The 13,665-nt window shown below is 64.4% G+C and carries 15 protein-coding genes; 8 read left to right on the top strand and 7 right to left on the bottom strand.

Annotated features, from left to right (window positions below; genetic code table 11):
• Positions 1-4: 4 nt before the first annotated feature.
• The 5 genes from GZ092_RS07510 (at position 5) to GZ092_RS07490 (ending at position 3,824) form a co-directional block, all read left to right on the top strand.
• On the top strand, positions 5-595 hold the full coding sequence (locus GZ092_RS07510) for a chalcone isomerase family protein (protein WP_293635773.1): 591 nt from the start codon (positions 5-7) through the stop codon (positions 593-595).
• On the top strand, positions 592-1,935 hold the full coding sequence (locus GZ092_RS07505) for an MFS transporter (protein ID WP_293635772.1): 1,344 nt from the start codon (positions 592-594) through the stop codon (positions 1,933-1,935). The genes GZ092_RS07510 and GZ092_RS07505 overlap by 4 nt, the downstream gene beginning before the upstream one ends.
• Positions 1,932-2,501, top strand: coding sequence for a DUF3833 domain-containing protein (locus GZ092_RS07500; protein ID WP_293635771.1), 570 nt, complete (start codon positions 1,932-1,934; stop codon positions 2,499-2,501). The genes GZ092_RS07505 and GZ092_RS07500 overlap by 4 nt, the downstream gene beginning before the upstream one ends.
• Before the next feature lie 82 nt (positions 2,502-2,583).
• Positions 2,584-3,354 (top strand): SDR family NAD(P)-dependent oxidoreductase, encoded by a 771-nt coding sequence (locus tag GZ092_RS07495; RefSeq protein ID WP_293635770.1) that lies wholly within the window; start codon positions 2,584-2,586, stop codon positions 3,352-3,354.
• An 11-nt stretch (positions 3,355-3,365) separates the two neighbouring features.
• Positions 3,366-3,824, top strand: a complete 459-nt coding sequence (locus GZ092_RS07490; protein ID WP_293635769.1) for a nuclear transport factor 2 family protein — start codon at positions 3,366-3,368, stop codon at positions 3,822-3,824.
• Positions 3,825-3,836: 12 nt separating this feature from the next.
• On the opposite strand, the gene GZ092_RS07485 is transcribed toward GZ092_RS07490, so the two are convergent.
• Positions 3,837-4,451 carry a glutathione S-transferase N-terminal domain-containing protein gene (locus tag GZ092_RS07485; RefSeq protein WP_293635768.1) on the bottom strand — a complete coding sequence of 205 codons (615 nt, stop codon included), beginning with the start codon at positions 4,449-4,451 and terminating at the stop codon, positions 3,837-3,839.
• Between the two features lie 147 nt (positions 4,452-4,598).
• Here GZ092_RS07485 and purB point away from each other — a divergent pair, with 147 nt between their 5' ends.
• The gene (gene purB / locus GZ092_RS07480) at positions 4,599-5,978 is read left to right on the top strand and encodes an adenylosuccinate lyase (protein ID WP_293635767.1); all 1,380 of its coding nucleotides are present in this window, start codon (positions 4,599-4,601) and stop codon (positions 5,976-5,978) included.
• A 264-nt stretch (positions 5,979-6,242) separates the two neighbouring features.
• Here purB and GZ092_RS07475 read toward each other — a convergent pair whose 3' ends face one another.
• The 3 genes from GZ092_RS07475 to GZ092_RS07465 form a co-directional block, all read right to left on the bottom strand.
• Positions 6,243-6,554, bottom strand: coding sequence for a DUF2007 domain-containing protein (locus tag GZ092_RS07475; RefSeq protein WP_293635766.1), 312 nt, complete (start codon positions 6,552-6,554; stop codon positions 6,243-6,245).
• Between the two features lie 907 nt (positions 6,555-7,461).
• A complete protein-coding gene (locus GZ092_RS07470; RefSeq protein ID WP_293635765.1) occupies positions 7,462-7,872 on the bottom strand; it encodes a DUF3717 domain-containing protein in 411 nt (136 codons plus the stop codon).
• A gap of 73 nt (positions 7,873-7,945) precedes the next feature.
• Positions 7,946-8,908, bottom strand: coding sequence for a TerC family protein (locus GZ092_RS07465; RefSeq protein ID WP_293635764.1), 963 nt, complete (start codon positions 8,906-8,908; stop codon positions 7,946-7,948).
• Positions 8,909-9,191: 283 nt separating this feature from the next.
• Between GZ092_RS07465 and GZ092_RS07460 the strand changes: the two genes are divergently transcribed.
• The gene (locus GZ092_RS07460; RefSeq protein ID WP_293635763.1) at positions 9,192-9,545 is read left to right on the top strand and encodes a phage holin family protein; all 354 of its coding nucleotides are present in this window, start codon (positions 9,192-9,194) and stop codon (positions 9,543-9,545) included.
• Here GZ092_RS07460 and GZ092_RS07455 read toward each other — a convergent pair.
• A complete protein-coding gene (locus GZ092_RS07455) occupies positions 9,501-11,063 on the bottom strand; it encodes a M48 family metalloprotease (protein ID WP_293635762.1) in 1,563 nt (520 codons plus the stop codon). The genes GZ092_RS07460 and GZ092_RS07455 overlap by 45 nt on opposite strands.
• Before the next feature lie 177 nt (positions 11,064-11,240).
• On the opposite strand from GZ092_RS07455, the gene moaC reads away from it, so the two are divergent.
• Positions 11,241-11,729: a cyclic pyranopterin monophosphate synthase MoaC gene (gene moaC, locus GZ092_RS07450; RefSeq protein WP_293635809.1), complete on the top strand. Its 489-nt coding sequence runs from the start codon at positions 11,241-11,243 to the stop codon at positions 11,727-11,729.
• A 150-nt stretch (positions 11,730-11,879) separates the two neighbouring features.
• On the opposite strand, the gene GZ092_RS07445 is transcribed toward moaC, so the two are convergent.
• Together GZ092_RS07445 and GZ092_RS07440 are read right to left on the bottom strand one after the other, a co-directional pair.
• Positions 11,880-12,269, bottom strand: a complete 390-nt coding sequence (locus GZ092_RS07445; RefSeq protein WP_293635761.1) for a hypothetical protein — start codon at positions 12,267-12,269, stop codon at positions 11,880-11,882.
• 80 nt (positions 12,270-12,349) lie between these two features.
• Entirely contained in the window at positions 12,350-13,474 is a 1,125-nt protein-coding gene (locus GZ092_RS07440) for a hypothetical protein (RefSeq protein ID WP_293635760.1), read from the bottom strand.
• Between the last annotated feature and the right edge of the window lie 191 nt (positions 13,475-13,665).

Below are 13,665 nucleotides of genomic sequence, written 5' to 3'. Positions count from 1 at the left end.
GGCCATGAAACGCGCGCTGCTTGCCGGTTTCGCCGCGTTGCTGTGGTCCGGTGCGGCGCTGGCGCAGCTGTCCGCGCTGCCCGTCGCGCCCGAGCGGGCTGCCAGCCACGCTGGCGCGACGCCATCGCGGCCCGAGCTGAGCGCCCTGCCCCGGGCCAGACTCATCGGCCAGGCGCGGCTGACCGTCTGGGGATTCGACATCTATGACGCCCGCCTGTGGGCGCCAGCCCCTTTCAACGCCGCCAGCTTTGCCGGGTCGGCGCTGGCGCTGGAACTGAACTACCTGCGCAATTTCCAGGCGGCCGACATTGCCGAGCGTTCATTGAAGGAAATGCGCCGCAGCCAGCCGGTCAGCGACGCGCAGGCCGCGCTGTGGAAGGCCGAGCTGCTGCGGGTGATTCCGGACGTGCGCAAGGGCGACCGCATCACCGGCGTGCACCGGCCCGGTCAGGGCGCGGCCTTCTGGGTCAATGGCCGGGCCAGCGGCGAGGTGCCTGATGCCGACTTTGCCCGGCTGTTCTTCGGCATCTGGCTGTCGCCCGACACCTCCGAGCCCCGGATGCGCGAAGCCCTGCTGGCAGGAAGCGGCGAATGACTTGGGCGGCGGCTTCGCAGGCCACGCCTTCGCCGGCATCGGCGTCTGCGCAGGCTGTGGCCGAGCCGCAGGCGTTTTCTGCCCGCAACGGCCTGGCCTACGGCCTGCTGGGCCTGCCGCTGGCCTTCGTGGCGCTGCCGCTCTACGTCATCCTGCCGAACCACTACGCGCGTGAATTCGGCATGTCGCTGGCGCTGTTGGGCGCGATTTTGCTCGGCGCCCGGTTGTTCGATGCGCTGATCGACCCGCTGCTGGGCCGGCTCAGCGACCGGCTGTTCGCGCGCTCTGCCGCATCGGTGCTGCGCCTGGGCGCGCTGGCGGCGGTGACGCTGGCGCTGGGCTTTACCCTGCTGTTCTTTCCACTGCAGGCGGTGCAGGCTTCGCCCTTCGCACTGGCCGCCTGGGCCAGCGCCAGCCTGGTGCTGACCTATGCGGCCTACAGCGCGCTCAGCGTGTCGCACCAGTCCTGGGGCGCGATGCTAGGCGGTAACGAGGCGCAGCGCAGCCGCATCGTTGCCTGGCGCGAAGGACTTGGCCTGGTCGGCGTGGTTTTGGCGTCGATTACGCCGGTAGCGCTGGGCCTGCCTGCGACAACAGCTCTCTTTTTTGTAGCGCTGCTGGTCGGCTGGCTGGCCTGGCGCCGGGCGCCCGTGCCGGTGGCGCGGCGCACCGGCCATGTGCCGGCGGCTGGCGCGCTGTGGTTGCCCTGGCGGTCGCGCGCCTTTCGCCGGCTGCTGGCGGTGTTCATGCTCAACGGCATTGCCAGCGCCGTGCCGGCCACGCTGGTGCTGTTTTTCATCCAGGACCGGCTGCAGGCGCCGCAAAGCATGGAGCCGCTGTTCCTGGGCAGCTATTTCCTGGCGGCGGCGCTGTCGATTCCGCTCTGGCTGGTGGTCGTCAAACGGCTGGGGCTGGCGCGCACCTGGCTGGCCGGCATGGCGCTGGCGATTGCCGTGTTTGCCTGGGCGACGCAATTGGACGCCGGCCAGACCGTGGCCTTTGCGCTGGTTTGCGCGCTGTCGGGCGTGGCGCTGGGAACCGACCTGGCGCTGCCAGGCGCGCTGCTGGCCGGCGTGATCCAGGCCGACGGTCATTCCGGCAAGGCCGAAGGCGCCTACTTCGGCTGGTGGAATTTCGCCACCAAGCTCAACCTGGCACTGGCCGCCGGACTGGCGCTGCCACTGCTGGGTTTTTTTGGCTATACACCCGGCAGCCGCGACGCTGCCGCGCTTGATGCGCTGGTCGTGGCCTATTGCGTGCTGCCCTGCATCCTGAAGCTGCTGGCAGCAAGCAGCGCCTGGTTTTTCCTGATCCACTCTTCTGAAAGGGTTCCCACATGACCTGCATCCCCACACCCACCCGGCTTTTCAAGGGCGTATTGCCGGCGTTCCTGCTGTCGGCCGCGCTGCTGACGGGCTGCGCCGGCCCGCAAGTCACCGACTACGCTGCCGAGCAGCCGGTACTGGACATGCGCCAGTACTTCAACGGCACGCTGGACGCCTACGGGTTGTTCACCGACCGCTCGGGCAAGGTCGTCAAGCGCTTCACCGTCGTCATGAATTGCAGCTGGAGCGGCCCGCCCGGCGCGGAAACCGGTGTGCTGGACGAAAACTTCACCTATTCCGACGGCACCAAAGACCGCCGCGTCTGGACGCTCAAGCGCCAGCCCGACGGGCGCTACACCGGCACGGCCGGCGATGTGGTGGGCGAGGCCGCCGGTCAGGAAAAAGGCAACGCCTTTCGCTGGGGCTACACGCTCAAGCTGCCGGTCGATGGCCGCATCATCGAGGTGCAGTTTGACGACTGGATGTATTTGATGAACGACAAGGTGATGCTGAACAAGGCGAAGATGAGCAAGTTCGGTTTTGGGCTGGGCGAGGTCACGCTGTCCTTCGTGAAGCGCTAAAAATGCATGAAAAAGGCCGTTTGCGCAGGCAGGACGGGCACAAGCAGCTATCAAATTCATAACCAGCAGAAAACTCAGCACGATGTCCTTCAATCCTCAGCTTGCCGACTGGCGCGGCAAAACCGTCTGGCTGGTCGGCGCGTCCAGCGGCATCGGCCAGGCCACGGCGCATGCCTTGCATGCGGCGGGCGCAAACGTGTTCGTTTCAGCGCGCAATGCCGAGGCGCTGGCCGGCTTTGTGCAAAGCCATCCGGGCGCCGTGGCGCTGCCGCTCGATGTCACCGACCGGCTGGCGCTGAAAACAGCAGCGCAAACCCTGCTGGCCACCGGCCCGCTTGATCTGGCGATGTACTGCGCCGGCTACTACAAGGAACTGCGCGCCACCGCTTTTGACCTGGCCGAGATGCTCAGGCACAACGAGGTGAACTACTGCGGCGCGCTGTACCTGCTCGATGCGGTGCTGCCGGCCCTGCTGGCGCAAAAGTCCGGCCATATCAGCCTGATCAGCAGCGTGGCGGGCTACACCGGCCTGCCCCAGAGCCTGGCCTACGGGCCGACCAAGGCGGCGCTGATCAACCTGGCCGAAACGCTGTACCTGGACCTGAAGGACAGCGGCATTGGCGTGAGCCTGGTGTGTCCGGGTTTTGTCGAGACGCCGCTGACAGCGCAAAACCAGTTCAGCATGCCCGCGCTGATCACACCCCCACAGGCGGCGCAGGAAATCCTGAAGGGCTGGCGCAAGGGCGAGTTTGAAATCCACTTTCCCAAGCGCTTTACCCACTGGATGAAAATCTTGCGCCTGCTGCCCTATGGCGCGCGTTTTGCGGCTGTTCGCAGGATCACCTCGCTGTGAAGCCTGACGCCATGAACCGTCTCCCTGGAACCGAAACGCCCATGCGCGAGGCCGCCGCACGCGTCGTTGATTTTTTCGAAACCCTGACGCCGGCCGGCCTGGACCGACTCGGTGCGCTGTACGCGCCCGGGGCCTATTTCAAGGACCCGTTCAACGAGGTGCGGGGCTTGCCCGCCATCCGGCAAGTGTTCGACCACATGTACGAGTCGCTGGAGCAGCCGCGTTTCGTGGTGACCGGCTGCATCGTCGATGGCGGCGCATGTTTCCTGACCTGGGATTTTATTTTCCACTTCAAGCGCTTTGACACCCGGACGCTGCAGACCGTGCGCGGCGGTTCGCATCTGAAGTTCAATGCAGCCGGGCTGCTGGATTTTCACCGCGACTACTGGGATGCGGCCGAGGAACTGTATGAAAAGCTGCCGCTGGTCGGGCGGCTGATGCGCTGGCTCAAGCAGCGCGCGCGGCAGTAATCCCGGGGAACCTCAGCCAGCCTGCGTTTCCACGAAACTCGGCCGCAGGGCCAGCTTGTCATACAGCCTGGCGAGCTGGGGATGGGTGTCGCGCCACTGCACGTCGGGAAAACGAAAGTCCAGGTAACCCAGCGCCGAACCCACCGCCACATCCGACAGGCTGAAATGAACGCCGCTACAGTGGGCCTTGTCGCCCAGACCCTTGCTCATGGCGTGCAGCGCGGTGTCGATCTTTCCCATCTGCCGCGCAATCCAGGCATCGCTGCGCTGCTCGGCACTGCGGCCGGCCCAGGTGGCTTCCAGCCGGGCGAGCAGCGCGGCGTCCATGACGCCATCGGCCAGCGCTTCCCAGGTCTTGACTTCGGCGCGCTCGCGGCCCTGCGGGGGAATCAGCTTGCCCACCGGCGACAGCGTGTCCAGGTATTCAACAATCACGCGCGAATCGAAAATCGCCTCCCCCGCCTCCATGATCAGGCACGGCACCTTGCCCAGCGGGTTGGACAGGCTCATGGCGGTGGTTGCCGCCCAGACGTCTTCCAGCACAAACTGGTAATCGAGCTTTTTCTCGGCCATCACAATGCGCACCTTGCGGACATAGGGACTGGTGGCGGATCCGATGAGTTTCATGATGTGCGATGTTCTTGTCGTGGACGGGGTAAACCAGCATTCTATCGATTCAGGCTGTCGGCTGAAGGACAGCGGCGTCCCGGCGGGAAATTCTGCTGCGATGCAACATGGCCGGTGTTTTCACCCGTGCGGCCTACAATCGCCCGCATGAGCTTTTCACCCATCAACGCACTGTCGCCGCTGGACGGCCGATACGTCGCCAAACTTGCCACCTTGCGCCCCCTGATGTCCGAGCAAGGCTATATGCACCGCCGGGTCCAGGTTGAAATCGCCTGGTTCATCGCGCTGTCCGATGCCAGATTCGCCGAATTCAAACCCCTGAGCCCCGGTGCGCGCACCTACCTGCTCGGCCTGGTGAAGAACTTCAGCGAAACCGACGCGCTGGCCATCAAAACCATTGAAAAAACCACCAACCACGACGTGAAAGCGGTCGAATACTGGATCAAGTCCAAGTTCGAGGCCCGGCCCGAGTTGCAGGCCGCCAGCGAATTCGTGCACTTTGCCTGCACCAGCGAAGACATCAACAACACCAGCCAGGCGCTGCAGCTCAAAAGCAGCCGCGAACTGGTGGTGCTGCCGGCGCTCGACAAGGTCATCGACAAGCTGCGCCAGATGGCGCATGCGCATGCCGACGTGCCGATGCTCAGCCGCACCCACGGCCAGACCGCCAGCCCGACCACCGTCGGCAAGGAACTGGCCAACGTCGTCGTGCGCCTGGTCAACACGCGCGAGAAGATCGCCGGCATCAAGCTGATGGCCAAGATGAACGGCGCCGTGGGCAACTACAACGCCCACCTGGCCGCCTGGCCCGACTTCGACTGGGAAGCCTTCAGCCGCCACGTCATTGAAACCCCCGAGCCGCTGGGCCTGGGCCTGACCTTCCAGCCCTACAGCATCCAGATCGAGCCGCACGACTACATGGCCGAGCTGTTCGACGCCGTGGCCCGCACCAACACGATTCTGATCGACCTGGCGCGCGACATCTGGGGCTATGTCAGCGTCGGCTACTTCAAGCAGCGGCTGAAGGAAGGCGAAATCGGCTCGTCGACCATGCCGCACAAGGTCAACCCGATTGACTTTGAAAACGCCGAGGGCAACCTGGGCCTGTCCAACGCGCTGCTGCGCCACATGAGCGAAAAGCTGCCCATCAGCCGCTGGCAGCGCGACCTGACCGACTCGACCGTGCTGCGCAACATGGGCGTGGCGCTGGGTTATGCCGTGCTGGCCTACAACTCGCTGTGCATCGGCCTGAACAAGCTGGAACTGAACGAAGAAAACCTGGCCGCCGACCTGGACAGCGCCTGGGAAGTGCTGGCCGAGCCGATCCAGACCGTGATGCGCCGCTACGCCGTAGCGGGCGCCTACGAAAAGCTCAAGGAAGTCACGCGCGGCAAGACCGTCAGGCCGGAAGACCTGCACGGCCTGATCCGCTCGCTGGACATTCCCGAGGCCGAAAAAGAGCGCCTGCTGGTGATGACGCCCGGCAGTTATGTCGGCATGGCCGCCGAGCTGGCTCGGCGAGTCTGAAAAAAAGCCCCCACGCTTGTCGCTTCGCGTACTGCGCTGCCCCCCGAGGGGGCCGCTGCGCCTGCGGTCTGGCAAAGCCAGTCCCGCGGCCCTGGCTGGTGGAGAATGCGCCCCCACGCTTGTCGCTTTGCGTACTGCGCTGCCCCCCGAGGGGGGCCGCTGCGCCTGCGGGCCCCTGCTGGTGGACTATTGCCCTCACGCTTATCGCCTGGCGTGCTGCGCTGCCCAAGGTTGAACTTCCCCTGAACTGACCCAGCGCTGCGTTCAGGCCACGTCTGCCGGCATGGCGGCGCCGCACTGCCAGCACTGCTCGAAGCCGCCCTCGACCGTTTCCCCGCAGCGGCACAGCCAGCGCCGCTGCGGCATGTTCTGCAGCGCGTCGAGCAAGGCGCGGGCGCCCGCCTGCTCATGGTCGTGGGTCAGCCAGATTTCCGGCTGGCACTGGTCGGGCGGCAACTCGCCGGCCACGCTGCCCAAAAAATAGCGCTGCACGCTGGCCGAATAGCCGGCCTGCTGCAGCGCGTCCGTCCACAGCGCGGCAATGGCAATGTTGGGGGCACGGGTCAGGCGAAGCATGCGGGCAGTTTACGCCGGAATCAGGCAACTCCTGAATTGATAGCTGTTAGCGTATGCTGGATGTGCGGAAACGGCTTTTTTCACTTAAAAACTTATAGCTGTTAAAGCTTTCGGTTCGCTAGCTTCAGATTCTATTTTTGGGCTTTGAGTGGGTTTTTCTGTGTTTTGAGGGGTGAGCGCCTGCCCGGCGGGGGGTGGCTTTCTTTTCGGGCAAAAAAGAAAGTCACCAAAGAAAGTTGCCTTGGGGCGGGATCGGATCAGAGCTGAACGCTCTGTCGGGCCATCGCTTCGCTCGGCCCTGGGTTCTCTGATCGGCAGCCAGGAGCCCATGCCGCAGCTTGCTGGTGCTACCCTTCGTTCGCCAACAGCTTCACGCTCTGCTTGATCGTTTTTTTGGTTCTTCAAACACTGCTGGCAGTTTCGTAGGTCGGATTAGCCGCAGGCGTAACCTGACCGTGAGGACGCTGAGTCGTGGCGCTTGTGATGAAGAATTCTTGATGGGACAGCGCTGATGCGCGCAGGGCGAGCAAACCAGAACAGGCAGAGCGTGAAGCTGTTGGCGAACGAAGGGTAGCACCAGCCAGCCACAGGCATGGCTAGCAGCACTAACCTCCAGGTGCCCAGGGCCCAGCGAAGCGACGGCCCGTCAGAGCGTTCAGCTCTGATCCGCTCCCGCCCCAAGGCAACTTTCTTTGGTGACTTTCTTTTTTGCCCGAAAAGAAAGTTACCCCCTGCCGGGAAGGCGCTCACCCCTCAAAACACAGAAGAAGCAACCCAAAGCCCCAAAAATAGCAAGCAAAAGAGACAGCCACCATGCGTATCACCAAGCAAGGCCAAACACAACTACCAACAAAACCATTGCTCTGCAGCAAGGTAGGCATTAACTAAAAAGCAGACAATCGACCGACTACTTCTTCTCCAGCGCCCGGTCGGCGTAGCGGCCAAAGCGCCAGGCCGTCGCCTGCCGGGTGATGCGCCGCCAGGTGATGCGTTTTTCAACCGGGCTCATCGACAGCCAGTGCTGCACTTCTTCGAAGGTGCGGCCGCAGCCCTTGCATTCTTCGTCGCCCTGGCTGGTAGAACAGATGGCAATACACGGCGTGTCGGCAGTGGTGTCGTACCAGGCATGCCAGGCGTGCATCGCCTCGGGTGAAAAATCCGCCTCGTCGGCGCTGTCCTGGTGCGCCAGCGCCATGCGCGCATAAATGCCGGCCAGGGCGCGCACCTCGGGCGCCAGGCTGACGCCGTCGGCCGAAGGGTTGCGGTGGCGCCAGTAATTGATGGCGGCTTCAAGGTCGATGATGTGGATGCCGGGCATGGGAAGCGAATCATAGCCAGCCCGGCCCGGCCGCGCTCCTTTGCCCCTGCCGGCTGGGGCTTCTCTGCCGGGCTTATCCGCGCGGCACGTCAGCCGACGCCGAACGCACGCTGAGCAGCATGGTCAGCGCCAGCACGCCGACCACCACGCCCAGCGACGCCATCACCGGAATCTTGTAGACGTCGATCAGGCACATCTTGGCGCCGATGAACACCAGGATCACCGCCAGGCCGTAATTCAGCAAATGGAACTTGTTGGCCACGGCGGCCAGCAAAAAGTACATGGCGCGCAGGCCCAGAATGGCGAACACGTTGCTGGTCAGCACGATGAACGGGTCGCTGGTGATGGCAAAAATCGCCGGGATCGAGTCGACCGCGAAAATCACGTCGGTCAGCGCCACCAGGCAGATCACCATGAACAGCGGCGTGGCGATTTTCTTGCCGTTCTCGACAGTCCAGAACTTCTCGCCGTCGTAATGCTTGCTGACCGGCAGGATGCGGCGCAGCAGCTTGAGCGCCGGGTTGTCGTCCAGCGCCGGCTCCTTGCCGGCGGCCCACCACATCTTGATGCCGGTCAGGATCAGGAAGGCGCCGAACACGTACAAAATCCAGTGGAACTGCGCCAGCAGCCAGCCGCCCACCAAAATCATGATGGTGCGCAGCACGATGGCGCCGATGATGCCGATCATCAGCACCCGCTTCTGGTAGTGCGACGGCACCGCGAAATAGGTGAAGATCATCAGGAAGACAAAGATGTTGTCCACCGCCAGCGATTTCTCGATCAGGTAGCCGGTCAAAAATTCCAGCGACTTGGTGTTGGCGATCTCGGCAGAACCTGTGCTGTCCCTCACCGCCCACCAGAACAGGCCGTTGAACATGAAGCTCAGCGCGACCCAGACCAGCGACCAGTTGAGTGCTTCCTTCACGCCGATGTCATGGGCGCCCTGCTTTTTCAGCACGACAAAATCAACGAACAGGGACACCAGAACAATGCCGATAAAGGCGGCCCACAGCCACAGGGGCGCAATGGTTTGCATGACAAGACCTTTTTAAAAAATGGAAGACGCAGGTGCGTCCCAAAAGGTCTTGCGGGAAAGAGCCGCACGGCTCCTTTATGTGCTCCGGCTGCCGTTTTGACGGGCAACGTATTGACGAAGCACAAGCGCTTGCAGCTAATGAGCCACAAGGTCGCTACTCCCCTTTCAGGTGACAAAAAGTATCGGTGTTTTGGAAATTCCACACGCTCTCTGCGGATTTGCGCAGGCGCCTGCCGGTCCGCAGCGCAGGCGGCGGCGTCAAGCCGGTGCTATCCTTCAAGCCATGAAACTCATCCTCAAATGGCTCCTGAGCGCCGCCGCCCTGCTGGCGGTGGCCTACCTCTATTCTGGCGTGACGGTGACCAGCTTCACCGGCGCGCTGGTCGCGGCGGCCGTGCTCGGTGCGCTGAACATGGTGGTCCGACCGCTGCTGGTGCTGCTCACGCTGCCGGTGACGGTGCTGACGCTGGGGCTGTTCCTGTTTGTCGTCAATGCCCTGATGTTCTGGGCCGCCGCCGGCCTGGTCAGTGGCCTGAACGTCAACGGCTTCGGCGCGGCGCTGCTGGGTTCGCTGATCTACTCGGTGCTGCAGCTAGCGATCGATTTTCTCCTGGAGCGCCTGTTCCTTAATGATTGACTCGGTCTGCCGCGTCCGGGTGTCGATGATCGATGCTTCCACATAGTCGGCGCTGCCCGGCTGGCTGCGCATCAGCCCCTGCGCCGCCTTGAAGCGGTCCAGCGCGGCGCCGTAGTCGAGCTGGGCGGCGCGGCTTTCGGCATCGGCCCGAATGGCGCGCACCGTCTGGTTCTGCTGCCCGTAGGCGACGGCCAGCAACTGCCAGGCGGCAGCATCTCGTGGATGCACGGCCACCCAGGTCTGCAGCGCCTGCGACACGTCTGGCGCGCGTTTCGCCGCCATCAGCGCTTTCGACATCAGCAGCAGTTCGGCCCGCGAGCCGGTCTTGCCGATATCGGCCGTGGCGGCCGCAGCCGGCACCTTGCCGTCCATCAGGTCCAGCTCGACAGCCAGCAGCTGCACCGCCTTGCCCGCCGCGTCCGTACCGGCGGCAAGTCCGGCAAGCCGGTCCAGCAGATTGCGCGCCGCAGCGAAATCACGCAGTTGCGCTGCGGCAAAGGCGCCGCCATAAAGCGTGCCGGCATCGCGGGCACTCACCACTGAGACCGCCGACGCGGGCAAGGCCGCCGACCTGCGCTGCGCTTCGGCGACCAGGGTGCGCAACACGTCCACGCCGGGAACGGCCAGAATGCGGGCGCGTACGGCCATCATGGCGTGCAGGCGCTGCGTCCGTTCGACAGCCGCCTGCTGACCGGCTGACGGCGCGGCCACCGTCGCCGCCAGCTGCACGCGGGCCTGCGCCTCGGCAATCCGTTCGGTGTTCAGCGGGTGCGAGCGCAGGTAGGGAAACGAGCCGTTGTCGTTGAGCCGGTTGGCCTGCTGGAGTTTTTCAAACATGGCCGTGATGCCCCGGCTGGCAAAGCCGGCACCCTGCATCACGCCAAAGCCGACGCGGTCGGCCTCACGCTCCATGTCGCGCGAAAAATTCAGCTGGCCCTGCGCCAGGATCGCCTGCCCGCCGACCATCGCGGCCGTGCCGGCATCGGGATGCCGGCTGGCCGCCAGTGCGCCAAGCACCATGGCGGCCAGCATCCACGGTGCCTGGCGCGACTGCTGCGTCATCAGGCGCGCAATATGCCGCTGCGTGACATGGCTCATCTCGTGCGCCAGCACGGCGGCCAGCTCATCGGCGCTGCTGACGCTGCTGATCAGGCCCAGGTGTACGCCGAAATAGCCGCCGGGCAGCGCAAAGGCATTGATGCTCCGGTCGCGGATCATGAACAGTTCCCAGGCAAACCGCTCGTCAAGTTCGGCCGACAACTCGCCGCGCGCACGGGCCGCCGTCATCAGGGGCTGCCAGATGCCCTGCAGGTAATCGGCCAGCACCGGGTCTTCGACCAGATCGGGGTCGCGGTAGATGCTGGCCGCAATGCGGTCGCCAATGCGGCGTTCGGCCGCAGGCGACAGATCGGAGTTGTCGCCCAGCGTCGGCAGCGAGCGGGCGCCGGGCGCAGGCAACAAGGTTCCGCCGCCCGGCGACTGGGCCGGCGACGCCGTGGTGACCGCTATCAGGACCATAGCTGCCAACGCCCGCTGGACGTGCGCAAAAGCACGTTCTGGCTTAAAAATTTGGGGGCAGGTCAATGAAGTCAAGGGCAGTCACCTTTGGGGCCGAAAGAAAGACGCAGGCAAGCCTCTTATGATGCGGCATCCTTGTAAAGGTTCTGTATCAGCATGACGACGCCCCTTTCTCCCATTTCCCCCCTCACCCATTTCGACGCCCAGGGCCAGGCCCACATGGTCGATGTTGCCGCCAAGGCGGCCACGCACCGCATTGCCGTCGCGCAGGGCCGCATCGACATGCAGCCCGCCACGCTGGCGCTGATCGTCTCCGGCTCCGCCAAAAAGGGCGATGTGCTGGGCATTGCCCGCATCGCCGGCATCATGGCCGCCAAGAAAACCAGCGACCTGATTCCGCTGTGCCACCCGCTGGCGCTGACACGCGTTGCGCTTGAGTTGGTGACGGCCCCGGCAGATGGCAACGACACCGGCAGCGTGACCTGCACCGCCACGGTGGAAACCGTCGGCCCCACCGGCGTCGAGATGGAAGCGCTGACGGCCGTGAATATCGCCCTGCTGACGATTTATGACATGTGCAAGGCGGTGGACCGTGGCATGACGATCAACGACGTGAAGCTGCTGGAAAAGCACGGCGGCAAGTCGGGCAGCTTTGTCAGTGGTTGACGGCTTGGCTTGACGGGCCATTCAAGACAGCTTGCGAACGGCCAAAGCGGCATCGGAACCGGCCTTTCCTGGCAAGCTTGCGCCCAGGGTTCGGCGTTTTTCCGACACCAGCGGATTCGATGGCTGGAGCGCCTTCTTCCTTGTTCCTGCTTATTTCTGCGGCGCCTTGCCGTTGGTGTTATCGCCGGGTTTGGCCGCAGACGCAGGCGCGGGCCTGACCGTGACTGAAAGCCGGTCGGCTTCGCTGCGGGCAGGCGCCACGCTGGCACCCTGGACCACTTCGGTGTTCGGGAAGCTCGACAGCGAAATCTGGGACATGGCCGCCCTTCGCTCGACATCGGTCAGCATCACCTCAAACACCATGACCTCTTTCTTGAGCTCGACAATCTTGGAGCGAATCACCCGGGACTGACCTTCCAGCGACAGATTGGTCGGAGCCGGGGCCGCCGTGGACTGCGCGCTGGAAGCAGAAAAGCCAGGCGCTGCGCAGCCCGACAGGAAAAAGGCCGCCAGGCCGGCCACGGTCATCAGTTTGGTCATCTCGTGCTCCCTTTCGTTGTTGATCATTCCACGCCATCGACCGCATCGCCTGCACGGCGGGCATTTTCATGGGATTTGTCCTAGCGCCAGGTCATGGAGCGCGACGGCGTGTGCCCTTCGATTTCGTTCAGCAGCTGGTCACGCCGGTAGGCATACCAGCGCTGCAGGCAGCCGCGATCCCGGCAAATCGATTCGCGCCTGCGCGCTTCCACATCATTCTGGCGCCGGAAGGCTGCGCGGTCGGCGGTGGCATTTTTTGCGCGCGCGTACACCCGGCCGACTTCATGGTTGAGCTGAAAAAGCTCGGCATCCGAGCAAATCATCTTTTCGGGCGCCGAGCGCGCCCTGCTGCAATCAAAACTGGCATCCGAACGCATTCCCGGGCGTTCATCCTGTGGCGCTTCGGATGCGGGCAAGGCGGCTTTGGCGACCTCGACCTTGCGCACTGGGGGGCTGGCAACGGGCACCGGGGAAGACGCTGGAGCGCTCTCCAGCCCCAGAATGGCCAACGCTGTGGCTTGATGCGCTTGTTCAGGTGCGTGCGCGGGCTGCGCTGCTGGCGCCTGCGCCTGCGTCTGGCGCACCGCCGCCAGCCCGTCGGCCGCAGACCGCGAACGCTCATCGGCCTGGCCGTAAGCGGCGGAATAAATGCGCAGGCTGTCCACATAAAGGAATTCGGCGCGCCTGAGCAACTCCGGCCGGCTGGCGTCAGGGGCAGAACCTGCCCCCAGCGCCAGCTGGGCATAATGCCCGCCCAGCAGGTATTTGCCATCGGCCGACTCGACCGAATCCGTGCCCTTGAGCTTGTCGGCCAGGCGGCACGACATCAGGAAAGCCACCTCGGCGTCGCGCGGACGGCGGGACGCAGCGGCATCCTTGCCCATCACCATAAACGACGCCATGTCCGTCGCCGTCAGGCCGGGCACGTCAGGCTGGAAAGGAAACCGCCCGTCCTGGCTGCCAGCCACGGCCGTTGCCGGCACCAGCGGACAGCTCGTGACCGGCCCGGAAGCCTGCGGCGCCGAAGCAGACGCCGTTGTTACCGCTTGGCCAGGCATGGGTAACCCCAAGGGGTCCAGCAGCAGCCATGCGCCGGCGATGGCTGCGGCAGCCAGCACGCTGCCCGAGATGAACACCTTGAGCTGCCGTGGCGTTGGTGCTGCCGTCTGCAGCGACGGAGCACCCGTTGCCGGAGGATCAGGCAAGGGCTGCCGTGGCGCGAGCCTGGCTTTTTTTGGTCCGCTTACAGTCTCGGGTGCTGCCGCCTGCAACGGCGATACATCTTCCTTCGGTGGCTCGGCCACAAACCGGGGATTCCTGGCGCTTGCTTCCAGCTTTCCGGGCTCAGGCCGAGGCAAGGGAACGCGTGTTTTCAGGGCTTCAGGCGCTTGCGGTG

This window comes from Polaromonas sp. (genome assembly GCF_010365105.1).
GTDB lineage: Bacteria > Pseudomonadota > Gammaproteobacteria > Burkholderiales > Burkholderiaceae_C > Polaromonas.
This window is presented reverse-complemented; position numbering and strand designations above follow the sequence as displayed.